Source organism: Phenylobacterium sp., from assembly GCF_030681155.1.
Taxonomy (GTDB): domain Bacteria; phylum Pseudomonadota; class Alphaproteobacteria; order Caulobacterales; family Caulobacteraceae; genus Phenylobacterium.
This window is the reverse complement of the sequence record NZ_JAUXXE010000053.1, coordinates 89,265-114,317: the sequence shown is the minus strand read 5'-3', so window position 1 is coordinate 114,317 and position 25,053 is coordinate 89,265. Positions and strand designations below refer to the sequence as shown.

General features: G+C 66.5%; 23 protein-coding genes. 9 read left to right on the top strand and 14 right to left on the bottom strand.

Annotation, left to right across the window (positions count from 1 at the left end; translation table 11 throughout):
- Window positions 1–7: 7 nt before the first annotated feature.
- From Q8M13_RS13940 to Q8M13_RS13915, 6 genes are all read right to left on the bottom strand, one after another.
- On the bottom strand, window positions 8–457 hold the full coding sequence (locus Q8M13_RS13940; protein ID WP_305300548.1) for a hypothetical protein: 450 nt from the start codon (window positions 455–457) through the stop codon (window positions 8–10).
- On the bottom strand, window positions 457–1,419 hold the full coding sequence (locus Q8M13_RS13935; protein WP_305300547.1) for an ArdC family protein: 963 nt from the start codon (window positions 1,417–1,419) through the stop codon (window positions 457–459). Before Q8M13_RS13935 ends, Q8M13_RS13940 begins: the two co-directional genes overlap by 1 nt.
- Window positions 1,420–1,575: 156 nt before the next feature.
- The gene (locus Q8M13_RS13930) at window positions 1,576–2,997 is read right to left on the bottom strand and encodes an IS1182 family transposase (RefSeq protein ID WP_082765788.1); all 1,422 of its coding nucleotides are present in this window, start codon (window positions 2,995–2,997) and stop codon (window positions 1,576–1,578) included.
- 148 nt (window positions 2,998–3,145) lie between these two features.
- Window positions 3,146–3,436 carry a hypothetical protein gene (locus tag Q8M13_RS13925; RefSeq protein WP_197422718.1) on the bottom strand — a complete coding sequence of 97 codons (291 nt, stop codon included), beginning with the start codon at window positions 3,434–3,436 and terminating at the stop codon, window positions 3,146–3,148.
- An 82-nt stretch (window positions 3,437–3,518) separates the two neighbouring features.
- On the bottom strand, window positions 3,519–3,770 hold the full coding sequence (locus tag Q8M13_RS13920; RefSeq protein ID WP_068878768.1) for a GDCCVxC domain-containing (seleno)protein: 252 nt from the start codon (window positions 3,768–3,770) through the stop codon (window positions 3,519–3,521).
- On the bottom strand, window positions 3,767–4,180 hold the full coding sequence (locus Q8M13_RS13915; RefSeq protein WP_068878769.1) for an MFS transporter permease: 414 nt from the start codon (window positions 4,178–4,180) through the stop codon (window positions 3,767–3,769). Before Q8M13_RS13915 ends, Q8M13_RS13920 begins: the two co-directional genes overlap by 4 nt.
- An 84-nt stretch (window positions 4,181–4,264) precedes the next feature.
- Between Q8M13_RS13915 and Q8M13_RS13910 the strand changes: the two genes are divergently transcribed.
- From Q8M13_RS13910 to sbcD, 6 genes are all read left to right on the top strand, one after another.
- Window positions 4,265–4,666, top strand: a complete 402-nt coding sequence (locus Q8M13_RS13910; RefSeq protein ID WP_257817738.1) for a helix-turn-helix domain-containing protein — start codon at window positions 4,265–4,267, stop codon at window positions 4,664–4,666.
- A 225-nt stretch (window positions 4,667–4,891) separates the two neighbouring features.
- A complete protein-coding gene (locus Q8M13_RS13905) occupies window positions 4,892–5,512 on the top strand; it encodes a type IV toxin-antitoxin system AbiEi family antitoxin domain-containing protein (RefSeq protein ID WP_305300542.1) in 621 nt (206 codons plus the stop codon).
- A complete protein-coding gene (locus tag Q8M13_RS13900) occupies window positions 5,502–6,422 on the top strand; it encodes a nucleotidyl transferase AbiEii/AbiGii toxin family protein (protein ID WP_305300541.1) in 921 nt (306 codons plus the stop codon). Before Q8M13_RS13905 ends, Q8M13_RS13900 begins: the two co-directional genes overlap by 11 nt.
- Before the next feature lie 77 nt (window positions 6,423–6,499).
- Window positions 6,500–7,804, top strand: a complete 1,305-nt coding sequence (locus Q8M13_RS13895; RefSeq protein WP_305300540.1) for an SIR2 family protein — start codon at window positions 6,500–6,502, stop codon at window positions 7,802–7,804.
- 7 nt (window positions 7,805–7,811) lie between these two features.
- Window positions 7,812–9,929 (top strand): ATP-binding protein, encoded by a 2,118-nt coding sequence (locus Q8M13_RS13890; RefSeq protein ID WP_305300539.1) that lies wholly within the window; start codon window positions 7,812–7,814, stop codon window positions 9,927–9,929.
- On the top strand, window positions 9,926–10,555 hold the full coding sequence (gene sbcD / locus Q8M13_RS13885) for an exonuclease subunit SbcD (RefSeq protein WP_305300537.1): 630 nt from the start codon (window positions 9,926–9,928) through the stop codon (window positions 10,553–10,555). The genes Q8M13_RS13890 and sbcD overlap by 4 nt, the downstream gene beginning before the upstream one ends.
- A 13-nt stretch (window positions 10,556–10,568) precedes the next feature.
- Here sbcD and Q8M13_RS13880 read toward each other — a convergent pair.
- The 3 genes from Q8M13_RS13880 to Q8M13_RS13870 form a co-directional block, all read right to left on the bottom strand.
- A protein-coding gene (locus Q8M13_RS13880) for an IS3 family transposase (protein ID WP_305300536.1) occupies window positions 10,569–11,764 on the bottom strand; the annotation gives its coding sequence in 2 pieces (ribosomal slippage) (window positions 10,569–11,494 and window positions 11,494–11,764; 1,197 coding nt in all).
- A complete protein-coding gene (locus tag Q8M13_RS13875; protein WP_305300535.1) occupies window positions 11,709–12,497 on the bottom strand; it encodes a nucleotidyltransferase in 789 nt (262 codons plus the stop codon). The genes Q8M13_RS13880 and Q8M13_RS13875 overlap by 56 nt, the downstream gene beginning before the upstream one ends.
- A gap of 49 nt (window positions 12,498–12,546) precedes the next feature.
- Entirely contained in the window at window positions 12,547–13,038 is a 492-nt protein-coding gene (locus Q8M13_RS13870; protein ID WP_305300533.1) for a helix-turn-helix transcriptional regulator, read from the bottom strand.
- Window positions 13,039–13,375: 337 nt separating this feature from the next.
- Between Q8M13_RS13870 and Q8M13_RS13865 the strand changes: the two genes are divergently transcribed.
- The 3 genes from Q8M13_RS13865 (at window position 13,376) to Q8M13_RS13855 (ending at window position 16,679) form a co-directional block, all read left to right on the top strand.
- Window positions 13,376–14,014, top strand: coding sequence for a GntR family transcriptional regulator (locus tag Q8M13_RS13865; RefSeq protein ID WP_305300532.1), 639 nt, complete (start codon window positions 13,376–13,378; stop codon window positions 14,012–14,014).
- Window positions 14,015–14,265: 251 nt separating this feature from the next.
- Window positions 14,266–14,919 (top strand): lasso peptide biosynthesis B2 protein, encoded by a 654-nt coding sequence (locus Q8M13_RS13860; RefSeq protein WP_305300531.1) that lies wholly within the window; start codon window positions 14,266–14,268, stop codon window positions 14,917–14,919.
- A 2-nt stretch (window positions 14,920–14,921) separates the two neighbouring features.
- On the top strand, window positions 14,922–16,679 hold the full coding sequence (locus tag Q8M13_RS13855) for an asparagine synthase C-terminal domain-containing protein (RefSeq protein WP_305300530.1): 1,758 nt from the start codon (window positions 14,922–14,924) through the stop codon (window positions 16,677–16,679).
- On the opposite strand, the gene Q8M13_RS13850 is transcribed toward Q8M13_RS13855, so the two are convergent.
- From Q8M13_RS13850 to Q8M13_RS13830, 5 genes are all read right to left on the bottom strand, one after another.
- Window positions 16,601–19,027, bottom strand: a complete 2,427-nt coding sequence (locus Q8M13_RS13850) for a prolyl oligopeptidase family serine peptidase (protein ID WP_305300529.1) — start codon at window positions 19,025–19,027, stop codon at window positions 16,601–16,603. The two genes, Q8M13_RS13855 and Q8M13_RS13850, sit on opposite strands and share 79 nt — an antisense overlap.
- 9 nt (window positions 19,028–19,036) lie before the next feature.
- Window positions 19,037–22,012: a TonB-dependent receptor gene (locus tag Q8M13_RS13845; protein WP_305300528.1), complete on the bottom strand. Its 2,976-nt coding sequence runs from the start codon at window positions 22,010–22,012 to the stop codon at window positions 19,037–19,039.
- Between the two features lie 160 nt (window positions 22,013–22,172).
- A complete protein-coding gene (locus tag Q8M13_RS13840; RefSeq protein WP_305300527.1) occupies window positions 22,173–23,141 on the bottom strand; it encodes a FecR domain-containing protein in 969 nt (322 codons plus the stop codon).
- A 14-nt stretch (window positions 23,142–23,155) separates the two neighbouring features.
- The gene (locus tag Q8M13_RS13835; RefSeq protein ID WP_305300525.1) at window positions 23,156–23,674 is read right to left on the bottom strand and encodes an RNA polymerase sigma factor; all 519 of its coding nucleotides are present in this window, start codon (window positions 23,672–23,674) and stop codon (window positions 23,156–23,158) included.
- Between the two features lie 657 nt (window positions 23,675–24,331).
- On the bottom strand, window positions 24,332–25,006 hold the full coding sequence (locus tag Q8M13_RS13830) for a hypothetical protein (RefSeq protein WP_305300524.1): 675 nt from the start codon (window positions 25,004–25,006) through the stop codon (window positions 24,332–24,334).
- Window positions 25,007–25,053 lie beyond the last annotated feature (47 nt).

Below are 25,053 nucleotides of genomic sequence, written 5' to 3'. Positions count from 1 at the left end.
CTTCCTCTCAGGGGCTCCGTGACGAAGGCCCGCCGAGCCCGGAACCCTTGGAACAAGCGCCGCGGACGTCGCTCAAGAGTTCCTCTGCCGCCTTGAGCGCCTGTTGCGGCGACAAGAGCGCGGGCTCGTGCGCCGCGAGATCGCGAATGCGATGGCGGCAATAGTAGGGCGAGAGGATTGTGAGGAGCGGATGCAGGGCTGGGTAGCTCGGATGAAAGCCGAGCCCTTCAGCGGCATCCAACGCCTTGGTCAGATCGTGCCGGATTTCGAGCCGGCACCGTTCGTCGCTCCAACCTCGGAATTGCAGGAAGGATTTGAGCGACAGTTCGATCGCACAGGCGATGTGGTGAAACAGGATTTCACGGGCGTGGCGGTCATCCCGGGATAGGTGCTGGGCGCCGGCCAGAAACCCGGCGGCGTTCTTGAGCAGATGCTCGCCATGGGCGCGCGTTGTCATCAGGCCGCCTCCCGCTCGTCGATGTCGGCGGCTGCCGGCACGAGCCGTTCGTCCTCGGGCAGAAAGCCGAGAATGTAGTCGGCTGCTTTGCTTGCTTGAGAGGCAGCGCGCACGACGGCGCGATTGTCGTCGCGGAGCACCTCCAGCCAGGCGGCGATGTAATCCGCGTGGCGCACCGTCGGCACGATGCCGAGCGAGGCGCAGCAGAAGGCGGCGTTCATCTCGGCAACCAATTCCTCGAAGGCATATTTCTTCGTGCCGAAGGAGCCCGAGAGATCGCGGTTCAGCCGGTGCGGCGCCCCGCTGGCGTGCCCCAGCTCGTGCAGGGCGGTTCGGTGCCAGTTGATCGGCTCGAAATAGGCCTGCGGCGGCGGCACCTGCACATAGTCAAGAGCCGGCATGTAGAAGGCCCGGTTGCCGCCGATCCGGAAGTCGATGCCGGTGGCCTCGATCAGCGCTTCGACCCTTGGTTCGATCAGACCAGGCGGCGGGGGCGGCGCGATGACGGCGACCTCTTCGGGCAGCCTGTCACACTGCGCGGCGTTGAACACCGTGAAGCGCTTCAGGAAGGGGATGGTCTGGGCTTCCTCACCAGTTTCGCGGGCGCGCTTCTTCTCCTCGTCGGGAATGAAGCGGTCGGCATAGACGACCGTGGTGCCGCGCTCGCCTTTGCGGACGTCACCGCCAAGGCTGAGGGCCTGCCTGAAGGTGAGCCAGCTCTGGCCGGGGAAGCCGTGCTCGATCACGGCGCCCCAGAGGATCAGCACATTGATGCCGGAATAGCCTCGGCCAGTAGCCGCGTTCCTCGGCATCGCGAGCGGCGCCTTCGCCGCCGCAGTGCCCCAAGGCTGGACCCAGGGCACACGGCCGGCCTCCAGCTCGGCGATGATCTTGCCAGTGATTTCGTCATAGAGGTTCGCCCGGTCGGAGCCGGAACGAGCGCTGCGGTCATGTCTGGACATCGCGGATCTCCGCGACGGGCGCCGGGAGCCTCTCTCTCGACCATCAACCCGTCACGGCAATCCGGTCCGCACTCTCCCTCTAAGGGGGCGTTGCGGGGCAGGCTGTGCCAAAACTCGCCGGCCGCCCTGGCGTGGACGCCGCATCGAGCCGGCCGTTTAGGCCGACGGTGTCAGGCGCGCCGGACCGAAGACATTCACCGCGTGGATGATGTTGAAGGCCAGGATGGAGAGCGCTGCCTCTGCCTTTACTGCTCTGAGGCCGCGGGTAAGGAACCGACCACCTCCCGACATTCGCTTGATCGTGCCGAACGGGTGCTCAACCGTGCATCGGCGCGTCACCATCAGGCTTGGATTGGCGTAGATCCTCGCCTCCATGCGATCGAGCGCCGCCTGGTCGAACAGGCGATGGATCGTCCGTTGGGCGCCCGCTGTGCATCTCGGCTTCAGGCGGCAGTCCCTGCAGGCGGTCGTTCGATATCGGATGGCGCGATTGCGGGTGTGTTTGCCGGAGGGCTTCATCGTCTGACCCGCCGGGCAGCGGATGGTGTCTGACGCCTCATCAAATGCGAACTGGGTCGGCCGAAAGAAGTCGGTGTTCATCGCGCCGCGCTTGATCGGCGCCGCGACCTCGATTCGATCGTGCTCGCACGCCGCTATCGCCTGGGCGTTCGAGTAGCCGCCGTCCGCCAGAACAGTCAGGCGGTCGACCTGCAGCACTTCCATCGTCGCCAGCGACATTGGGTGCAGGAGTTGGCTGTCGTTCGCTTCGTTGGCGACGTCGTGGTGGACGATCAGACCGCTATCTACGTCCACGACGCTTTGCATGTTGTAGCAGGGCATCTTGGGTGAGTGGGCGTAGCCCATCGGCCTCGCGTCGGGCTCGCCGAAGACCAGCACCTTTTCGGCGCGTTCCACCAAGATTTCTTGCCGGCGCGCCAGCCGATCCTTCCGCCGGCTCAACGCGGCGATCGCGTCAGTGAAGGCCTGCCGGTGAACCGGTTGGTCGTCGAAGCCCTGGGTCACGGCTTCGTCCATGGCGTCGAGCCGGTCCAAGTAGTAGGCGATCTCCTTCTCGGTATGTGCGACGTCGCGAGCCAGCCGCTCGGCGCCGGCGATGTTCTTCGGGCTGGCGACGGCCCGCATCTTCGTCCCGTCCAGCGCCACCATCCGGCCGGTGATGAGCCCGCCGTCGAGGCAGAACTGGATGAATGCCGCGCTCGCCGCAACGATGGCCTCGGGGTTGTCGTGCCGGAAGGCGGCGATGGTGCGATAGTCCGGCGCGAGCTGCTTCATGAGCCACAGCGCTTCAAGGTCGCGGATGCAGGCCCGCTCGAGGTGCCTGGAAGAGCGAACCTGGTTGAGATAGCCCCAGACATACAGCCGAAGCATGTCCCCGGGATGGTAGCCGGGCCGGCCGGTCGCCGCCGCGACGGTGCGAGCAAAGCCGAGTTCTGCGAGGTCGAGACTACCAACGAACGCGTCGACAACTCGCACCAGGGATTCGGGAGCGACATAGTCATCGATGCAGGGAGGCAGCAGGCTTACCTGTGTCCGATCTGTTCCTTCCAAGAAGCTCACGAGAACCCTCACGGCAGTTTCGTAGCTCATTGATTCTACTGTGATTTGGTCGCCAATTCCACTTGGCAAGGCCGAGGTCCACTCGGCGGCAGGTTTCGACGCGGGGCGCCGACGGCGGGAGCGTAGCGGGTATTCAGCCGATTGGTCGCTATGGCCGCCCGAACTTGCCCCATAGACGCTCGCTGCCCCACCAGAGGACCACGAAGCCTATGAGGGTTGCGCCCCCGAGGAAGCTCCAACCGTGTGGGCCAAACGGTGCCGCGCCTGCGGCGTAGGCGACCACCAAGCCTGCCATCGCCAGGAGGTAGGGGCCCGTCACGCGGCAGTGGATGCGGCCGCACCGCCGGGCGTTCAGCAGACAGGCGAAGCCCATCCAGACCAGCATGCCCGCCCAGACGGCTGCGCGAAGCGTGGGCTCCAGCAGGAGGGCTGCGAGCATCGCTGCGCCGGGGAGCGCCCAGAGCGCGATGAAGGCGCGCGTGTCGCTGGCCCAATCTTTGGCACCGCCAACCGCGTCGCACTTACCCATCGCGGCCGCCGCTGCAGCAGGCGGCGGCCCCACCGCTGGCCCCTGCTTCTTGGATGGGCGGACAGGGCACGTCCGCGTAAGAGCAGAAGACGCAGCAGTCGCCCGGCTTGGGCTTGAGGACGACGCCGCAGCCCTGGCAGTCGTAGAAGTACTGGCAGGCGTCGGTCGGCATGGTCTCGGTCGCCTGGTGGCCGCAGTGCGGACAGGTGAGCGTAGAGCGGAGCTCAATCTGCACGTCGCTCATCCGCGGGCGCTCCGGATCAGCGCCAGGGCCCAGGGCTCGACGATAGGCTGCCAGATCAGAGCAAGCAGAACGAGGACGGTGGCCGCACCGAGCATGGCGATCCCCAGCCGTGATGGCGCAGCGCAGCTGCTATCGACCCGGCACGTCCGCGCCCGGCGCCAGGTGACGACCCAGCCCACGCTGATCAAGGCCAGCGCCCCGAGCGTAAACCAGGTGCGCTGACCGGCGACCCAGCCCAGACCGCCCAGCCCAAGGCCAGCCAGCGCCAACGACATCGGTAGGACGCAGCATGCGGCCCAGGCGAAGACCGCTCCGGCCGCAGCGGCGACCGCCGCCCAGTTCAAGGCGGTCTCGGCGGGCTTGCCGCCCTGTCCTTCCCGTCGGACTCGAAGCCCGCTGCTTGCCGTCACGCCGTCGTCTCCTGGTGCAATGACGACTAGGATGCCATCTGTAGCGACTACAGACTCAAGCCCTAATCGAAAGCCGCGCTCCCCATGGCCGACCAGGCGATCCAGATCGGCGAGCTCTCACGCCGCACGGGCTGCAACATCGAGACGATCCGCTACTACGAGCGGATCGGCCTGATGCCGGCCCCGCCCCGGCGCGGCCGCTATCGCAGCTACGGTGGCGACGACGTGGGCCGCCTGGGCTTCGTGCGTCGGGCGCGGGAGCTGGGCTTCACGCTGGACGAGGTTCGCGCGTTGCTGGCGCTCGCCGCCGGCGGCCAGGCGTCCTGCGCGGAGGTCAGGGATCTCGCGGCCTCGCACCTGCAGGACGTGCGTGCGCGCATCGCCGACCTCAAGCGAATGGAGCGGGTCCTCGCCGGCTCGGTACGGGCCTGCGAGGCCGGTCAGGACCCAGGCTGCCCGCTGATCCACGCGCTGTACGCCGCGTAAGCGACGGCGACGCGGCCGGCGCCGCTCGCCATCGGTTTTTGCACAGCCTGGGGGTCCCCCCGCAGAAGGGGGTGCGCCGGCGACCACGGCGCCGGCCAGGGGGAAGGCTTTCCCCACCAAAGGGTTGGCTAGACGAAAAGGCACAAAAATCAGGATTTCCGAGCACGCAGAGTTGTGATAAAACCTCTGCTATATTTTGCCAGAACAGAGGAAACGTCACCGACCATGACATCCGCCACCGCCCAGCGACTTCGTGCGCTCGACCTCCTGAAGGCCCGGGGAATGCTCCGGCTGAAGGAATTCGTTGCCGAAGGCATTGGACCGGAGACGCTCGCCCGTCTCGTTCGGGAGAAAGCGGTCGTCCGACCGGCGCGCGGCCTCTATCAGCTCCCGGATACCCAGGTTGAGGCTGCCCATGCGCTTGCCGAAGCCGCTGTTCTGGTCCCAAAGGGCGTGGTCTGCCTGACCTCAGCGCTCCAATACCACGAACTGACGCTGCAGATGCCCTCGGCTGTGTGGATGGCGATCGACCGCGCCGCCTGGCGTCCCAAGATCGATTATCCACCTATCCGGTTCGTGCGCTTTACGGGGTCTGCGCTGACCGAAGGGGTGGAGCGTCACCGCATCGAGAGTGTCGATGTTCCCATCACGGATCCGGCGAGAACAATCGTCGACTGCTTTCGCTATCGGACCAAGGTCGGTCTCGATGTAGCGATGGAGGGACTGCGCGAGGGCCTCCGCCGCCGCCGATGCAAGCCGGATCAGCTCTGGCGTTACGCGCGCAAGGCGCGGGTCTGGTCAATCATGCGCCCTTACGTCGAAGCAATGGTGTCCGATGCCGCGTGAGCCCCGCAACATCGGCGCATCAGTGCGGGCGCGGCTCCTCGACCGGGCACGTGCCGAACGGTCGGATTTCCAGATTCTCCTGACGCGCTATGCGCTCGAGCGTCTGCTCTACCGGCTGAGCGTCTCACCACATCGCGATCGCTTCATCCTCAAAGGTGCGATGCTCTTCGTGACCTGGGTCGCCGACCCGTTCCGGCCCACTCGCGATCTGGATCTGCTTGGCCACGGCGACAACGACGCCGAGGCCATCGCCGAGACCTTCCGGGCCATTTGTGCGCAGCCTGTTGCCGACGACGGTGTGACGTTTGACGTCGCCGCGTTGATGGCGGCGCCGATCCGCGAGGAGGTGGAATATGGTGGCGTGCGTGTTCGCACGACGGCAACGATCGCCGGCGCGCGCATATCGATCCAGGTCGACATTGGTTTTGGCGATGCCATTACGCCCGCGGCTATAGAGATCGACTACCCCGCCTTGCTTGACGCACCGGCGCCGCATCTTCGAGCCTATCCCGTCGAAACGGTGGTGGCCGAGAAATTCGAGGCTCTTGTGACCCTCGGTGTGGCCAATAGCAGGCTCAAGGACTTCTATGATCTCTGGGTGATTTCCCGAACATTCGAGCTTCGCCAGGCCGCCCTTGTCGAGGCCGTCCAGCGAACCTTCGAACGACGCGGAACGGTTCTTCCGTCCGATATTCCGGTTGGCCTGACCGATGAATTCGCGGAGGCATGGGCTGCTCAATGGCGCGCCTTCCTCGGCCGCGATCGGATGGCAGCCGCACCTGACGCTTTCGCCGTTACCATCGCCGATCTTCGCGTCTTCTTGATGCCGCTGGTCGTCGGACTGAATGAACAACGAGTCTGGCCGCCGAGCGGGCCGTGGTCGCCAGGAGCAGCAATCGATGAGGCATAGCGGGATGACAAATTATTTCGTCCCGAGTGGCGCAATTGATGAAGAAAAGGGCCGTGATCGCGGTCTCGGGGGGAAGTATGGATAAGAAGCACTTTTATCGCGTGGGCAGCCATTCAGGCTCCTGGGACGATCTACCCACCGACCTCGATGAACTGGACTCCCTGACCAACAGTGCTCGAAAGCACATCGAGCCATGGCTTTCCGCTGTTTTCCAGGCAGAGCACCTCAATCTGCTGCTCGGCAGCGGGTTCACCACTGCGGTCGGTTACCTCGCGGGTGTAGGGGCGACCGGAATGGCCAAGGTTACATTTGGCACGACGTATGACGTCGCCATCGATGCCCACGCCCAGGCCGGAGCGACGGCCATGAAAAGAGGCGCAGCAAACATCGAAGATCAGTTTCGAAGTGCGCTTGCGCTGCTTGAGGGCCTTGGAGTCATCGACAAGGCGGCAGAGAAGAGCCTCAAGGACGGCATTGACACCCAGATGTCCGGCTTCCTCACTTCATTGTTGAAGACGGAAAGCGGGATTGTCGTTGGAAAGGATCCGGCATCGAAGGATGCTGCCCAAGGAACTCTGCAATCATTCCTGTTGAGTTTTGCGAGCCGCGCTGCGTCACGTGAACGTTTGCACGTCTTCACAACCAACTACGACCGCCTGATCGAACATGGTTGCGATTTTGCGGGTCTTCGGATCATCGATAGATTCGTCGGCGCTCTGAATCCGGTCTTCCGAGCGTCGCGTGTTGAAGTTGACGTCCACTACAATCCACCCGGCATTCGGGGAGAACCTCGGTTCATGGAGGGCGTCATTCGCCTGACCAAGCTCCACGGCTCACTGGACTGGTTTTTCGATAAGAACGAGCGGCGAATTTATCGCAAGGGCATCCCATTCGGAGCGCCTGCGGATCATACCGACATTCCCAAAAAGCCCGTCGATACGGTGATGATCTATCCCAATCCCGCGAAGGATGTCGAAACAACCCAATACCCTTATGCGGAACTCTTTCGCGACTTCGCAGCCGCAGCCTGCCGACCCAACGCTGTTGTCGTGACCTACGGCTATGGCTTCGGTGACGACCATGTGAATCGAGTGCTGCTCGATATGCTGACGATCCCGTCGACCCATTTGGTGATCATGGCCTATGAGGCTGATGACCGCCTCAAAGCCTTCATTGAAAAGACGCGGGATGCGCAGGTCTCGCTGTTGATCGGCCCGCATTTCTCAGACCTTCAAACGCTAGTCGCAAACTATCTGCCAAAGCCGGCGCTCGACTATATATCCGGCCGAATGACCGAGCTGTTGAAGCATCGACCGGGCGATCCAAAAGCAAACGATCCGCCGGCGGCATCGTCTCCAGCACCCTCAATCGGTGCGGTATGAGGCGACCATGACAACTCCAGTCGAACGTTTGTCCGGTCTTGTGGTCGGTGTGGTCGAGTCGGTCGCGCCTGACGAAGTTCGGGTCCTTCTCGAGCTCGATGCTCCGCACTCCACGGCGCTAAATACCGGTGTGCCGGCTGGCTTTCCGCGGCTCAATGGATATCTGCTCATCCCCAATGAAGCCGGTGCGACGGTTGCCTACATCACCTGGATTGGGATCGAGCGCTCTCCCTATCCAAAGCGTGCCGGCCTTAAAGATTTCGGCCTGATCGATCTGCCATTTCCGCTGCGGAAAATGTCGCTGTCCCCGGTCGGAACGCTGACATCCCGACGCGATCGCGCTTCGGGAACAACCGTATACGAACTCTCCCGTGGCGTTGTCGCATTTCCGTCAGTGGGAGACCAGGTTCTCATTCCGACGCCCTCACAGGTCGAAGCCATCGTAGGAGCGAGGGACGACGACAAGAGAGTCAGAATTGGATCCTCTCCGATGGCGTCAAATGCCGCCATCATGGTCGATCCTGACAAGCTCTTCGGCCGGCACTTGGCCGTGTTGGGAAACACCGGCAGCGGCAAATCATGCACCGTGGCGGGGCTAATTCGATGGTCTATGGCGGCGGCCGAGAAGGCCATCCAGGACGCCGGCAAGACCGGAGCGCCCAATGCGCGGTTTATCGTCCTTGATCCAAATGGCGAATACGCCAGGGCCTTTGCTGATCGGGGAGACGAACTGCGATTGTTTCGCGTTCCACCCGTGGCAGAAGGAGAGCGACCGCTCGACGTCCCCGCGTGGCTCTGGAGCGGGCACGAATGGACCGCGGTCGCGCACGCCCAGCCCGGTGCGCAACGGCCGCTGCTGATGCAGGGGCTCCGAGAATTGAAGGCCGGCCAGACGGAGGGTGTGCCGAGAGAGGCGATGATCCGCCGCTACCTCGGTTCCTATTCAATCCGTATTTTGGCGATGCTGAACACCGGCACCCAGGCCTTCGCGGGTGCCCCGAGACCGAGATTCGAATGCGCGCGGCTCCTTGAAACGATCGCTTCAGATTGTTCCCAGTTTGCCGGTGAGGTTCAGGAGCCGGTGAGTGGGGCCCTGGCTGCAATTGCAACCACGACCACGGGAGTCGTCGATCAGCGGCGCTCAGGCAATTTCTTCAATGACTTCGCGATCGCTGACCTGGAGACGGTCCGTGGCGCATTGGACACCTTGGCGCAGACACTGCCGGATGTCGGCCACGCGGCGCCCATCAGCGAGGACGCCCCGCAGTTCTTTGACGTTAACATTCTTGCCGAACACCTCGACCGGGTGGCAACCGAGCAAGGGGGGAACCTTGCGGGGTTTATCTCAACGCTTGGACTGCGCATTCGCGGAATGCTCGCTGACCAGCGACTTGGCGCGGTAATTGGGCGCGATCCGCCGACCTCATTCGAAACCTGGCTGAAGGATTACGTGGGCGACGATGGTGCAAGCAACGGACAGATCGCAGTTGTCGACCTATCTCTCGTCCCGTCCGAGATCGTTCACATCGTTGTTTCTGTTCTAGCACGGCTGATTTTCGAATCTCTTCAGCGGTATCGCCGCGGCCATCCGAAGGGCCAGACCTTGCCGACCGTCCTCGTCCTTGAGGAAGCGCACACATTCGTTCGGCGTGGTAAGGACGATGACGGCCCTGCCTCATCTCCAACCCAACTCTGCCGCGAGGTGTTCGAGCGTATAGCCCGTGAGGGACGCAAGTTCGGGCTTGGGCTAGTGCTTTCGTCACAGCGTCCGTCGGAGCTTTCTCCGACGGTGCTCGCTCAATGCAACACGTTTCTATTGCACCGCATAGTCAATGACGCAGACCAGAATCTCGTCGCGCGCCTGGTTCCCGATAATGTAGGCGGGCTGCTCCGCGAGTTGCCAAGTTTACCGTCCCGACAGGCTGTCCTCCTCGGCTGGGCAGCACCGATCCCGGTTCTGGTAGAGGTGGATGAATTGCCCGATGCGCAGCGGCCGCAGTCGGCGGACCCGGATTTCTGGAAGGTGTGGACGCTGGCCGAAGAGCGAGGCGTCGATTGGGGCGTAATCTCGAAAGCATGGTCGGGCACTCCTCCGGTGCAAGAGCCGGAGGACCAAGGGCAATGATTCGCATTCTGCACACGGCTGATTGGCACGTCGGTCAAACGCTGCGCGGGTTCTCGCGCGAGCACGAGCACCGTAAAGTCTTTGATCGCCTCGAAGAGATCGTCGTTGAGCGGAATGTCGATGCGCTCATAATCGCCGGCGATGTATTCGACAGTCAGAACCCGTCCGGAGAAGCGCAACAGCTTTTCTACAATGCGCTTGTGCGGCTGAGCCGCGCGCAGCCAAGAATGACAATCGTGATCGTCGCCGGCAATCATGATGCCGCAGGTCGGTTGGAAGCGCCGCGGCCCCTCTTGGAGGCATTCAATATCCGCGTCGTCGGAAATGTGCGGCGGCATGACGGGCGGGTTGAGGCGGCACGCCACCTCGTGCCGATCGCCGGCGCCAGCGGAGCTGTGGCCGCTAACGTCTTGGCGGTCTCTTACCCGACGGCCGCATGCCTTCCGAATTTGACGCGGTTGGATGGCGAATCGGGTTCGCCCGTCGTCGCAGGGGTGCGCAGTCTCTACGCGGAATTGCTCGACACGTTACGGGGGCAGATGGATGGTTTGCCGTTTGTCCTTACGGGACACCTCCATGTCGCGGGCGGTATCGAGTCGGAGGGTTGGCCTGACCCGATTGGGTGATCCGGGTTCAATGTTAGTGCATGGCTGGCTCTGAGGCCATGGTTGGGGTGGGCGAGCGCGCGCCCTCAACAGCTGGCGCGCTCGCCCATGGCACGATGGTTCCACCGCGAAGGATGATCGCTTCGGGCGCTGGTGGTCGGTAGTTGAGCGCGCTGTGGGGCCGGACGGCGTTGAAGTGCCGCCGCCAGGCCTCGATCAACACCTGGGCCTCCGTCAGGCTGTAGAAGATCTCGCCGTTGAGCAGTTCGTCGCGAAGCTTGCTGTTAAAGCTCTCGCAGTAGCCGTTTTCCCAGGGGCTTCCTGGCTCGATGTAGGCGGTCTGGGCGCCGACGGCGGCGATCCATTCACGCAGGGTCCTGGCGATGAACTCCGGGCCATTGTCTGACCGAACATAGGCCGGTGGTCCGCGCAGGATCATCAGATCCGCCAGGGTCTCCAGTACATCGGTGGAGTTGAGCCGTCGCTTGACCCGGATGGCCAGGGCCTCACGGGTGAACTCGTCGATCACGCAGAGCATACGGAATTTGCGTCCATCGTGGGTGCGGTCCTCGACGAAGTCGTAGGACCAGACGTGGTTGGGCCGTTCAGCGCGCAGGCGAACGCACGAGCCGTCGTTCAGCCAGAGCCGGCCGCGCTTTGGGTGTTTCTGTGGGACCTTCAGCCCCTCCCGTCGCCAGATCCGCTGCACGCGCTTGGCGTTCACCGACCAACCCGCGTGGTGCAACAAGGCCGTGATCCGCCGGTAGCCGTAGCGGCCGTAGGTCTTGGCCAACGCGATGATGTCGGCGGTTAGAGCCGCCTCGTCGTCGCGGCCCCTGGGCGGTTTGCGTTGGGTGGATCGGTGTTGTCTGAGCACCGCGCAGGCGCGGCGCTCAGACACCTTCAACTGCGCCTGCACCTTGTCGATGCAGGCCCGGCGACGGGCGGGGCTTAGAAGTTTCCCCGGGCGGCCTCGGTCAGGATCAGCTTGTCTAACGTTAGGTCCGACACCGCACGCCGCAACCGGGCGTTCTCCAGCTCCAGATCCTTCAGCCGCTTCACCTGGTCGGTCTTCAGCCCGCCGTACTCCGCGCGCCAGCGGAAGTACGTCGTCTCCGTCACCGCGATCGTTCTCACCGCCTCGGCGATCGACTGACCCTGCGCCGTCAGCACATCAACTTGCCGCAGCTTCGCGACGATCTCTTCCGGCTTGTGACGCTTCCTTGCCATCTCTCGTTCCATCCAAATGGTCCTCGGACCAACATAAGGGATGGATCACTTCCTGGGGCGCAGACCAGTGGGACTTCGGCGTGTAGAGCGTGAGGACGAGCAGGACGCAGTTGTAGAGGTGTTCGGCCGCCTGATGGAGTTCGAAGGCGGCCTTCTTGGACCAGCGGGAGCCCTTTCCCATGTGATCCACGCCTGTTTCGAGAAACAGGTCTGCGCTTTCGAACCATTGCTCGAAATAGCCTTCAGCTTCTTCGAGCGCCGTCTTGGGCGACAGTTCGGCGGGCGTGACGAGATCGGAGGCTGGGGTGTCGTGCAACAGGATCCCGTCGCGGACGATGTCGACGAAGAAGTAGCGGCCGCGTTCGAGCTGGTGGTTCACGTCCTGCAGGCTGTGGACGATGAAGTTGACCGGGGTGCGGAGCTTCTCGCCGGCCGAGAGCTCCTTGAGGATGCGGGCCTCGGCAGTGTCCCAGAACTCCACGGTGTCGGCCAGGTCGTCGTGATCGACCACCAGCAGGATGTCGTAGTCGGAGAAGTACCGGCCGATCGGGTCCTCGACCCAGTCGGTGCGGGCGTAGGACCCGAACAGGATGATCTTCAGCACCTGGCCGTCGCGCAGGCGCGGCGCCTTGCGCGTGGCGATGATCTTGCTGAATTCCTCCAGCAGGATCTCGACCACCACGGCCAGTTCCCGTTGCTTGCCCCGTGGCAGATGCTTCAGATCGTTTCGCATGAACCCCCACATTGGGGGATTGGCCTCAGGTTGCAAAGCGCCTGGGCGCTCAATCGTCAGCTTCCCGGTCATCGGGGCCGGCGGCGGACTCCGCGGCGACGTCTAGCCAGGCCTTGGCTTGGGCGTCGCGCTCGGCCAGATCGCTCTCCAGGAAGCCGAACACCCGCCGGATGGCGGCGATCGAGCGGCCGACCTCGATCCGCGCCATGTCCTCGCCCATCCGTTCGTCGAAGCGCTTCAGTCCAGCCATCAGGACGCTGACCAGCTTGTTGTCCATCGCCGAGATGGCGAGGTTGGGCGAGCCCAGCATCACGGCCGCGACGATGGCGTGGGGGTCGCTGTCGGTCGCCTGCGCGAACCTCCGAATCCGCTCCGGGTCCCAGGGACTCTGGCCGGCCTCCAGATACTGATAGGTGCGCACGCCGAGCCCCATCTCGCGCGCGATCTCACCCGCCTTCAGCCCCCGGCGCCGACGGATGGTGCGCAGGACGAGCGACAGCGTCGCGGCCTCTTCAGCCGGCAGGTGGGAAGCGGCGGTCATCGATGCGGGCTCGGGTCCGGCTGGCTGAACAGCCTCAGATAGAGCGCGACCGAGGGGGCGTTCAATGCTCCGTCGTGCAATTGGCAAAGAAAAGGTCGTTTGCTCGCAGGAGCATTCGTCGCCGCTTCTGTTTAGAAATCAAGATATCAGACGAGGCTGCGCAAATCCCTTGCATGATAGTGCCATGATCTTGCGATATGTTCGCAATAAGATGGCGAATCGTAGGCGAATGACTGTGTTTCGGTCTCATATCTGCCGTGTGGCGTGAGTTTTTCTGGACTCCCATGAATCTACGGTCGCAAAGTGCTCGCCTGTACTTGATGGCGAGGGAGCGACCATGCGAACCCGCGACCCCTTCGGCGAGGCGCTGAGCGAACTGCGCATGCGACTGCGCCAGGGCGAGCTGCGCCCAGGCGCGCCCCTGGTGGTGATGGATCTCGCCCAGTCCCTGGGGCTGAGTGCGACACCGGTTCGCGAGGCCTTGGCGTTCCTGGCCGGCGAGGGCCTGATCGAAGGCCGACGGGGCGCGGCGAGGGGCTATCTGGCCGGGCGCCTGGGGTCGGCCGAGATCGCCGACCTCTACAGCCTGCACGGCGCGCTCACCCTGCACGCCGCTGCAGACGCGGGCCGCCGCGGGGTCTCCGCGGACCTTGCTCCGCTCGCCATCGAGATGCCGAACTCCGGGGCGGCCTTGGCGGCGGCGAGCGCGCAGCTGTTCGCCGCCCTGGTGCGCGCCGGCGGCAATCGCACCCTCGCGAGGTTTCACGGGGTGCTGGCCGATCGGCTGCATCCGGTGCGGCTCGCCGAGAGCGGGGTGCTCACGGAGGCCGCGATGGAGCTGCAGGCTCTGGCCGCCGCGCAGGCGGACGGAACGCGCCTCAGCCATGCCCTTCGCGCCTATCACCGCCGCCGGGTGACGGAGGCCGATCGGCTGGCGCGCGCCGTCAGCGCCAGGTCCGGCGAGGGCGAAATATAGAACACCTATAGATTGAATACACTATGGGCTGGGCGCCTCCTGGCCAGGTCGCACTGAAGCGACCTCATGTGAATGGAGGCTACCATGCTTAAGACGCGCAACACCCGTCTGATCTGCCTGGGCGACGCCCGCCGCCTCACCCTCGGCGGCATCCAGGGCCTGAACCCGGAAGAGTTCGACGAGGTCTATCCGTAAGGGGGCTGGCCGGCGCCGGTCGTCCGGCGTCGGCCGCCTCTTTCGGATGCGCACCCATGGCTCAACGGATCTGGCGATTGGCTCAGGACGTTCACGCCGCCCTCTGCGGCGAGGATCTGGTGCTGCTCGATGTGTCGAGGGACCAGTATTTCTGCCTGCCTCAGGCCGGGGCAAACCTGTTGCTCGATCCGGCGCTGGGCGTGCTGCGCGGCCTCGCCGACGATCTTGCCGCGGAACTGCAAGAGGCGAACTTCCTCACCGACCGCGAGGTTCTCCAGCCCCGTCGCTGGGGACCGCCGCCGACCCAGGAGGCTTTCGACGTCGTGCCGGCGCCGCGGGGACGTGCGCCGTCCTGGCCAGACCTAGTGGTCGGCAGCCTGGCCATGCTCTCGCGGTATCATCGGCGCCCGTTCGCCGATCTGGTCGGCCGGCGGCGCGCTCAGCGCGGCGGCCGGCTGGATATCGCCGCGGCCGCCAGACTCGGCGCAGGCTTCCAGACCAGCCTCCCGTGGCTGCCGGTCCAGGGCGCGTGCCTCTACCAATCCTTCCTGCTGCTAGACATCCTCGCCTGCCATGACCTGCGGGCCGACTGGGTCTTCGCGGTGCGGACCTGGCCCTTCGCCGCCCACTGTTGGGTCCAGGCCGGCGACGTCGTTCTCAACGACACCGTCGACTATGTCTCCAGCTTCGAACCGATCATGGTGGTCTAACCGTGGCCGCCTATGTCGCGCTGCGCTGGACGGGGGCGACTCCAGACGCGGTCATGGCCCTGCGGGCGGCCGCGCCGTCCGATTGGCGCATCGCCTGGGAGGCGCCCGACAGCCTCGTGCTGGTGCGCGATCCATCCGGTGCTCCGGTGCGCAGATTACCGGGCGACCGCGGCCTGGTGCTCGGCGATCTCTACCGCGCTAGCTTTCAAGGCGCGGTCGGCGAGGAGGTGGAGAGCCTGGTGATCTCTCGCGCGGCGCCCGTGGAAGCCATCGCGGCCGACCTCCTCACCCGCTTCTGGGGGCGGTACGTGGCCTTGATCACCGAGCCCGGCGGCGCTTGGTCGATCCTGCGTGATCCCGGCGGCGGCCTCGAGGCCATGACCTGGTCGCGGGAGGAGACGCAGATCGTCGCCAGCCACCTGCCGACCTGGTTGGCGCCTGAACTCTGGCCTTTGGACCTGGCGATCGATTGGCGCGCGGTCGCTGCCTGGGTGCGCTCCTCGGCCGCCATTGGCGCCCAGGCCGCCTTGAGCGGCCTTGAGGCCGTGACCCCTGGCGCCCTGCTGCGGAGCGACGGCGGCGTTCGGCAAGTCTGGTCGCCGGCAGGGGCGGCCCGAGCGGCGACGCCACGCGATGCGCACACCGCCTTGCGCGACACCGTGGACGCCTGCGTCCGGCGGCTGGTGGGTGACGCCCCTGTGCTCGCCGAGATCTCCGGAGGCCTGGACTCTGCGATCCTGGCCGCCAGCCTAGCAGGCCAGGTCCGTGACCAGGTCCTTGAGTGGACAAACTATTATGTGCCCGGCCGGCGCGGCGACGAGCGCGCCTATGCCCGCGATGTCGCGCGCCATCTCGACATCCCGCTCACCGAAGTGCTCAAGCCCGACTTTGCCGTCACCGAAATGATGTTGGCCCTGTGCGCCGACGGTTTGCGGCCGGGGTTTTCGGCGAAGGACGCGGCGCGGGACGCCGACGCCGCCGACCGTGCGCGCACCCTCGGGGCTGGCCGCATCGTCACCGGCCAGGGCGGCGACATGGCGTTCTTCGCGACGCCGACCCCATTGCTGCTGATCGACGCCTTGCGCGATCGAGGGCCAGCTGTCTGGACATCCGACTACGCCTTGAACGTCGCGCGCTGGTGCCGTCGCAGTATCTGGACGACACCCGGGCTGGATTGGAAGCTCGACCTGGCCCGGCAGCTGCGCCCGGTCGCCGGGCATCCCTGGGCGGAGGGCATCGAAGACCTGCCACCGGCCAAGCAGGTCCAGATCGCCACCTTGGCCCACAAGCTGACCATCCAGATCGAGGGCCTGCGCGGACGGGCCGCCGAGGTCGTCCACCCCTTGCTCGCCCAGCCGGTGATGGAACTCTGCCTCAGCCTACCTACATCGCGTCTGACCGCCGGCGGCCGTGACCGCGGCCTGGCGCGGCAGGCCTTCGCCGGGCGGCTGCCAGACAGCGTGCGGCTGCGGCAGTCCAAGGGCGAACTCGGCGCCTATTACGGCCAGGTCGCGGCCGCCAGCCTGCCGATGCTGCGCGACTATCTGCTGGACGGGGAGTTGGTGCGCGCAGGGCTCCTGGATCGGGCGCGGCTGGAACCGATGCTGGTGCGCGACCACCTGATCTGGCGCGGCGACTATTCAGCCCTGATGAGCTTCGCCGTGGTCGAGGCCTGGGTGCGTCATTGGGCGGACCGGCTGGCGGCCGCCGGCGCCTCCGGCAGGGTGGCGTCCAGCCAGGCGAGCACCCGGGCCAGGTAGTCGGCGATGTTGGCTGGGCTCGCCAGGGCGTGCCCTTCGCCCCAATAGGTCACGAACTGAGCGTCCTTCCCTTGGCGATAGAGGGCGGTGAACATCTCTTGGGACTGCTCGGGACGCAGTTCGTCGGTCTCCCCATGCACGAGCAGCACGGGCGCTGTGATCGCGCCGGCGGAGAAGAGATTGCTGTTTCGCAGATAGCGCTCGGGGTCGGCCCAGGGCGGCGCGCCCATCCGCGCCTGCGCGCCCTCCACAGCCCCCGAGGGGCCGATCGAGGCGGTGTCGTCTGGAACCACCCAGCGATGGACCGGGATCATGCCCCAGCGCGAGACGATGTCGTGCATGCCCGCGACCGCGATCACGCTGCGGAACCGCGGGCTTTGAGCAGCGGCGGCCACCGCGTTCATGCCCCCCAGGCTTTGGCCCCAGAGCGCGATGCGCTGGCCGTCGAGCGGCTGCGCCGCCAAGGCGGCGTCCACGACCTGCAGGATGTCGGCGGCCAGGCCCGCGGCCGGCTCGCCTTGCGTCTCGTCATAGGTCAGGCTGGGGGTCAGCACCGCATAGCCCTGGGCCGCCAGAATCTGCGGATTGAGATAGGCGGTGAAGGCGCCGACCTCGAACCGAGGATCAGGCTCGGGATAGACCGCGCCACGATAGGGGATGACCACCAGCGGATAGCCTCGGGCCGGCGGCGGCGTCCGCGGCAGGTAGAGCCAGCTGGGGGCGCGGGCGCCCTTCGGCGCGACCCGGCGCAGCACCGCGGGCTCGATCTCGGCGAGGCCGGCGTTGAGCGTCAGCACGCTGCGCCACCCGCGCGTCCAATCGCCGACCAGGACCTCCCGGCGCCCGCCGGGGCCGGCGCAGACCGCCGCCACATGTTCCGGACCCCGGATCGGGTTCGCACAACCGGGCGGGAGCGGCAGGGCGGCGTCATGGCCAGGACGCTCACGCACCAGACCCCGCGGGCCGCTCAGGACGAGATCGGTCGGCGCGACGGGGTTCGCCGCCGCGCGGGCATGGGGGTCCTGCGACAGGGGGAGGGGGCGGTCGCCATCGCGCCGGACGCGCCGCCGGACGGCGCCGCTGGTCGAGATCTCCCAGAGCGCGCCGCCCGCCACCAGGTCGATCCGACCTGCGCGCGCGGCGGCCACCTGCCGCGGCGTCTGCGGCATGGACCGCGTCAGCGCCTGGGCGCCTCCGGCCCGCAGGCGATACCAATCGCTGCGCCCCGTCCGATCGTGCGCGAAGACCAGCAGATCCTCGCCCAACCAGGTCGCGCGGGCTCGTCGCGCCTGTTCATTGCGCGTCGTTTGCAGGTCAAGCACCAGGTCGCCAAGCGGCGGCCGGGTGACGCTGCGCCGCGGGGCGTCGATCACCACCAGGGCCTTGCCATCGCCATCGGGACCCGCGGCGCGGGCGGTGATGACCAAGCGGGCCGAGGCCTTGGCCCAATCGAGCAGCCCAAACGTGACATCGCAGTCGGGGCAGGGCTCCCACGTCTCGCCGGAGGTGACGTCGACGAGCCGCAAGTGGCGTCGCCGCGCTGGGAAAGCGGTGTAGATCGCCTCCTGCGCCTGCGGCTGTAGATCTGCGCCGTTCTCGATGAGGGCGGCCCAGCGCCCGGAGGCGGACAGGGCTATGTCCTGGAATTCACCGCGCGCCAGCTCGGCGACAGCCCCCGACCGGACGTCGATCCGCACCAACCGTGCCGGCGCCTCCCGTGGCCGGACATCCAGAAACCGGCCGCTGCCGATGGCGGTGACCGAGGGGTCTTGGCCCTCCCGGGTCTTCGCCCAAAGCAACTGCAGTCGCGCCTGAGCTTCCCATCCGAGGGCCAGTTGTCGAGGCAGGTCGCCAGGGGCGCGGACGATGGCCAACACCTCGTGCGGACCGCGCCACACCGCTGTCGCGCCATGGTTGGCGAGCTCCGGCGTCAGCGGCAGCCAGCGCACCGCGCCAGTGGCGATCTCGACGATCCCGAGATCGAAGCTGTGGTCGTGCAGGCGCTGCACCAACATGCGCCGGCCGTCCGGGGAGATCGGACCGGCCAGGACGCCGGCCGCCAGGTCCTGCGGCATGAGCGGCGTCCCTCGGCCTGCGGCGTCGCTGAGGTCCACCTTGAGCAACTCGGTGAGCAACATCCCGGTCTGCTGGTTGTAGTCGAACCGCGCCGCCGTCCGATAAGGCCGACGCCGCTCGATCACCATCCAGCGGCCGGTCGGATCGAACACGATCCGACCAACCCCCTCCGTGGCCAGCAAGTCCGCCACCCCGTACGGCCGCGCGGCGGTCGCAGGCGCGCAGAGGAGGGCGGCGGCCAGGGCCGCCGCTGCAAAGGCCAGACGTCGCATGACAGCGCCCTACCAGCGCTTGGTCAGCTGGACCGCCAGATAGCGCCCGAGCGGCTCGGCGTTGGCAGGGTCGTAGCCCACCGTCCCATTCTCGGTCTCGTAGAAGGGCGGGTCGGTGTCGAGGAGGTTCTGGGCCGAAACCGCCAGGGTCAAGCCGTCCCACCGGGACGGCGACCAGGTCACCTGCAGGTCGGCCGTGGCCCAGGCGTCGATCCGTTTGCCTTGGTGGCTCCGGGAGTTGTCGACATAGTTCACCGCGCCAGTGGCGCCGAACTCGCCCCGGGTCCAACTGAGCCAGGCCCGTGCGCGCCAATCCACCGGCAGGCCGGCGAGATCGACCCGCTGATAGGTCGGCGCTGTCGGGGTCAGCTGCTGCTGGTAGTCCATCAGGTAGGTCGCATTCAGGCCGGCGACGAACCGGTCCTCGTTCCAGGCGAAGGCGTAGGCGGCCGTGAGATCGAGGCCCCGAACCCGCAGGACGCTGGTGTTGACGTAGCGGGTGTCGACGATCGCGCCGATGGCGTTGGCGGGGTAGAGGCCCGGCGTCGCATAGGTGGGATCGTCTAGCAGGCGTTGGACGGCCGCCAGATCGCCCGCTTGGGATGGGTCGATCATCCGCACGAACGGCGCGAGGGCAGGATCGGTGAGGGCGGCGGCGGTATTCTGCGCCACGGGACGGTCGATCTGGTTGGAGAACCGCGTGTCGAACACCGTCGCCGACAGCTTGAGGCCGGCGACGAGGCTTGGCGACCAGTCGGCGCCCAGGGTCCACGACCTGGCCCGCTCCGGCTCGAGATCCCGATTGCCGCCGGTCAGGTTGAGCGAGAGGATGCGCGCCGCCCCCTTCTGGTAGTTGGTCGCGCTGATCACCTGGGTGGCGTAGATCTCGGTCAGGGTCGGGGCGCGGAACGAGCGGCCATAGGTGCCCCTTAGGCGAAGGGTCTCGACGGGCGCCCAGACAAGGCCGACCTTCGGATTGGTGGTGGTTCCGAAGTCGCTGTAGCGCTCGGTGCGCAGGGCCAGGGAGAGTTCCAGGGCCCGAACGCCGGGCCGCGCATTGTCTGGTCCCACCAGCGGCGCCCGCAGTTCGGCGAAGCCAGCGAGGATTTCGCGCGCGTAGGTCGGGCTGGTGGTCACCGTGGGCGCCGCCGTACCGGTGAAGCTCTCGACCCGCTGCGAGAAATGCTCGCGTCGGCCGTGCACGCCTAGCGCCAACCTCAGGTCACCCCCCGGGAGCCGCCAGACACGGCCATCGGCCTGGGCGTTGAGCGAGGCGACCTTGCTTTGATAGCGCTGGCGTCCATAGCCGCTGCCGACGAAGTCGAGGATCGCCTGGGCGTTGTCGTCGCCATCGCCAAACGGGTTGAAGAAGCCGTCCACCGAGGTGCGAAAGGCTGTCGCCGGATTGTCGGCGACCGTGCCGACGGCCTCGCGCAGGAAGAGGCTGTTGAGATTGCCGTCGGTGCCCGACCGCACCAGCTCGCGTCCATAGGCGCCATAGGCCTCACCTCGCCAGTCGTCCCCCAGACGGGCCTCGACCCCAGCCGAGACGCCGAGGCTCTCGGAGCTGCCAAACAGGCGGGTCGGGCCAAGGTCCCGGGCGAACGAATAGTAGATCTGGTGGCTCCGCGAGCCGTTGGGCGAGACGAAATAGGGATTGTTGTCGCTGACGGTGATCGCGGCGGTGGGGATCACCGAGCGGCTGTCGAAGGTGCGATGGCTGTAGCGCAGGTCCGCGGTGACCTCGAGATGGGCGGTGAGCTCCTGGCCGAAGGCGGCGTAGACGCTGTGGCGGTCCTGATCGGGCAACAGGTCCTGGTCGGCGCGGGGCTCCTGCAAATTGATGACGCCGCGCACGAAGTCGCTGGGGCGCAGGGGCGAGCGGCCCGCCGGAACACCCCAGGTCGGCACAGCGGCGTTGGTCGCCGGATCGACGAGGACGATGTTCCCGGGGCTGGCGATGTTGGTGCGTCGGTCGGCGCCGCCGAACGGCCTGAAGTCGGCGCTGCGGGTATAGGCGCGGGCCGAGAAGGGCAGGGCCTCGCGCTCATAATATTCATAGGAAATCAGCGCCCGGCCGGTGCTCCAGACGTGACCGAGGGTCTGGGCGGCCAGCATCTCCTGAGCTCCGCCCTTCGCCCAGCCATACCGCGCCCGCGTCTCGGCCCCCTCGAAATTGCGCTTCAGGATGATGTTGACCACCCCGCCGACGGCGTCCGCCCCATAGAGGGCCGAAGCCCCGTCGAGCAGGATGTCGATCCGCTCCACCGCCGCCGTGGGGATGGCCGAAACGTCGGCGAAGTCGCCCTTGCCGCCCGTGCCGGCCATCCGCCGTCCATTGACCAGCACCAGGGTGGCGTCAGGGCCCAGGCCGCGGAGGTTGATCGCCGTCGCCCGGCCGAAGTTGAGGCTGGTGGCGTCCAGGCCAGCGGAGGCCACGTCAGAGGTCGCCGAGCCGGAGAAGTTCTGCGGCAGCGCCGACAGGCTGTCGGCCACCGTGGCGTAGCCCTGTCGGTCGATCTCGTCGCGGTCCACCATCAGCACCGGCGAAGCCCCAGGGGCCGCGCCGCGAATGTGAGTTCCGGTCACCACCACCTCGTCCAACATGGACGAGGTGGTGGCGACCTCGGATTGGACGGTCTCCAGTGGGGCTGTGACCATGCCGATCCGAAGCACGATGACCCCTGGTCGGCTCTCCTGGGCGATGACGCCCGTGCCGGCCAGGAGACGAGCCAGGGCTTCCTTGGCGGTGAAGTCGCCAACCAGACCCGGCGTCCTGTGGTCGCGCACGACATCGGGCGTGTAGAGCAACTGCAGGTCAGCCCTTGTGGCGTAGGCGGTCAGCGCACTCTCGAGGCTGCCGGCCGGGATCGCGAAACTGAGCACCGGTTCCGCCGGGGCGGCGAAAGCCGGCGGCGCGGCGAGCAGGGCCAGCAGGCTGGCGCCGGCGAACAGACCTGACGGACATGAAGACGTAGACGGCACTTTGAGACTTCCCCCTCAATCGTGCGGCCGCGCGTTGGAGGCGCGCGAGAAACCGCTGTTGAGGAAGAAGCACCACTCGTGAGGGCTTACCCTGAAGGGCGCCGAAAAAAACATTCGTCCGATGTCGCAGGAATCGGCGTGCACGCAAAGCGTGTGAAGTCTAGGGGCGCGGCCTTAGCATGATCTGGTTGCGCTCTCGGTCCGCCTGTAGTTCGAACAGGTCGCTGACCGCGGCGACGAAGGCCTCGGTGTCGCCGACGTCGAAGACCCCGCTCACCGGCACGCGCTCGAAACGGGCGGCGTCGACCACCACCTTGTCGCGGCTGTAGCGGTTGACCTCCGCCACGGCCTCGTCGAGCGGCGTCGCGCGGAAGGTGAGCCGCCCGCTGGTCCAACTGGTGGCCGCCGCCACATCGACCGGCGCGGGCTTGGCCGCGGGGTGCGACGTGGCCTCGATGCCTTCCCCTGGCGAAAGGCGCCAAGCCCGGTCACCGCGGCGATCGGCGACCTCAACAACACCCTCAACCAGGGTCACCTTCACCGCCTCGCCGGACTTGCGCACGTCGAACCGGGTCCCGATGGCCCGGACAGACGTGTCCGCAGCCTCGACGATGAACGGCCGCGCGGGGTCGTGCGCCACGTCGAAGAACGCCTGACCCCGCCGCAACTCGATCTCGCGGCCCTCGCCGGTGAAGCGCACCCGCAGGCGCGTGTCCGTATCCAGGCGCAGACGCGTCCCGTCGTCGAGAGTGACCAGTCGCTGCTCGCCGACGCCGGTGCTGTAGGCCTCGCCCTGGCCGATCACGAACGTCAGGGCCAGCAGGGCGCCCGCCGCCAGGGCGGCGATGCCGTAGCCGGTCCGCGTCTTCGGGCTCCAGAGCAGGGACAGGCGCCTGCGCCGCGCGCCGCGCGCCAGTGCGGCGCGGACCGCCGCCTGGGTCTGGGGGGTGTTTGTCAGGCGTGCGCCAACCTGCCAGAGCGCCTCCATGCGTTCGTAGGCGGCGTCGTTGCCCGGCACCCGGCGCCAGGACTGGAAGTCTTCCAGCGCGCGGGTCGAGATCGACAAGGTGTTCAGCTTCGCGAACCATTCGGCCGCTTCCCGGTCGGCGCGCTGGTCATCTAGCGGCACGGTCCTCATCGCCGTCAGGCTCGCATCCGCTGGGCGATCAGTTCCAGAGCCTTGGCCATCCGGGACTCGACCGTCTTGATCGGCGTTCCCGTGTGGGCGCTGATTTCCGCATAGGTCATTCCGGCGTGGCGGCTCAGCACGAAGGTGTCTCGCAGCGTCTGGGGCAGACCGTCCACCACCTGCTTGAACAGGAGCGCCTCATGCTGCTCTGCGTCCGTGTAAGGCTCATGACAGCGCGTCACCTCGGCCAGGCGTCCCGTCTTCCGTCGATCTCGCCGGGCGCTTCTTGACTGATTGTAGGCTAGATTTTCGGCGATCCGAAGCAAGAGACTTTGCGGGCGCTCGACGCGGCCTTCGGCCTGATAGGGCGAGAGCCGGATATAGGCTTCCTGCACCAGATCTTCGGCCTGCTGCGGATCGAAGCGTCGGCGCAACACCGCCTTGAGCCAGGCCGCGTGGCGACGATAGAGCAGGTCCAGGCTTGGACCCTCGCTGTCCCTGTCCTGCGCGTCCACGTCGCTTCCCTGGGTCATCGACCGCTCCCTCTTGCTCAGACGGGGCAGGCGCTGATCCTCGCGCTCTTGGAATGTCCTGCAGGCCAAGGCCCGCACCCACGCGCCCATCGGCGCCGCCGGACGATGGCGGACGTAGAGGCTCTCCGGCGCCAGGGCCGGCTATCGACGTGAACGCTGCACAGGGGATTCCAAGCCCCTACCGGCGCTCTCGCACCAGCAGGGGAAGACTGAATCAAATGCATGGACCATGCAAGCGGCGGGTCCAGATGGGGTCGGGCGTTGGAATCTCCGCAGCGCGGAGCCCGTGATTTCAGCACCGACCGCTGCCGTGCGATGGCGTGCCATCGCCCCCCGGCTCCAGGTCGGCGCCTATGGCCGGCGCCCGAGCCGCAGGTTCTAGGATTGTCCGACATGCCCGGCAAGGCGCACTCGGCCTCGCGGACCTCCGCATGGCGACCGGCGCAAGGTGGGCCTGACCAGGATCAGCGCCGCGACGCGGGCGATGGACGGCGTCGCCTCGCGCCTGGCTCCGGCTTTTGGGGGAGGCGCGGCGGTCGGGCTCGGTCCCGCCGCCTCTGGCGGCTCCTACGGGACCGACCCTTGCGGGCGGCCCAAGGCCGCCGCCGCGCCTCCGGCGGCGCGTCCCGCGGCCGAGGCGGCCGCTCCTTGCAGCCTTCACTCCCGATTTTGGCGTCGCCAGCGAAAGATCTGTTCGCCGCGCCCATCCACCCAATCGGCCAGGGCCTCCACCTGGTCGAGCGCGGCGAACAGGGTCTCGCGGGTGACGGTCACCTCCGGCGAGAGGAATCCGCGGCGCCCGTCCTCGGATTCCTCGGAGGTGGCGAAGAAGGGGCGAGGATATTTCGCCAGCGTCCGGGCGTCGTGAGTGACGTTCAAGGACGGCAGGTGCTCGCCATGCTGGCTGCGGTTGCGGGCCAGAACGACCTGTTCGATGATCTCGAAGTCGACGGGCGTGTCCGACCAATCGGTCTTGAGGATTTCGCCGAGCACGTCCTTGTAGACCGGAACGAAGCCTCGGGACTTCAGGGTGGTTTGACTCTCCCGGGTCAGGCGTGCGCCGATGACCCGGGCCATCAAGGTCTCGAAGTAAAGTTTCAGGGTCTCCGACAGGATGGAGACGCAGGACCGGCCGAGGATCTGGATCGCCAGGTCGGCGTCCATCCATTCGACGAGGTAGGGCGGCTCGCCGTCTTCGCTGTAGGGCGGGTCGTCGAACGGCGGCAGGTCGTTCTCGATCAGACGCTTGCGCTCTGCGAAAGGGGCCTGGGCGGTGTCATAGTAGCTGCGGATGAACGCGGTCCGGACCCGCAAGAAGTAGGCGACGTCCACGGCCTTGATCCTGATCTGACGACGCTGCGAGACCCGCGCCAAACGCC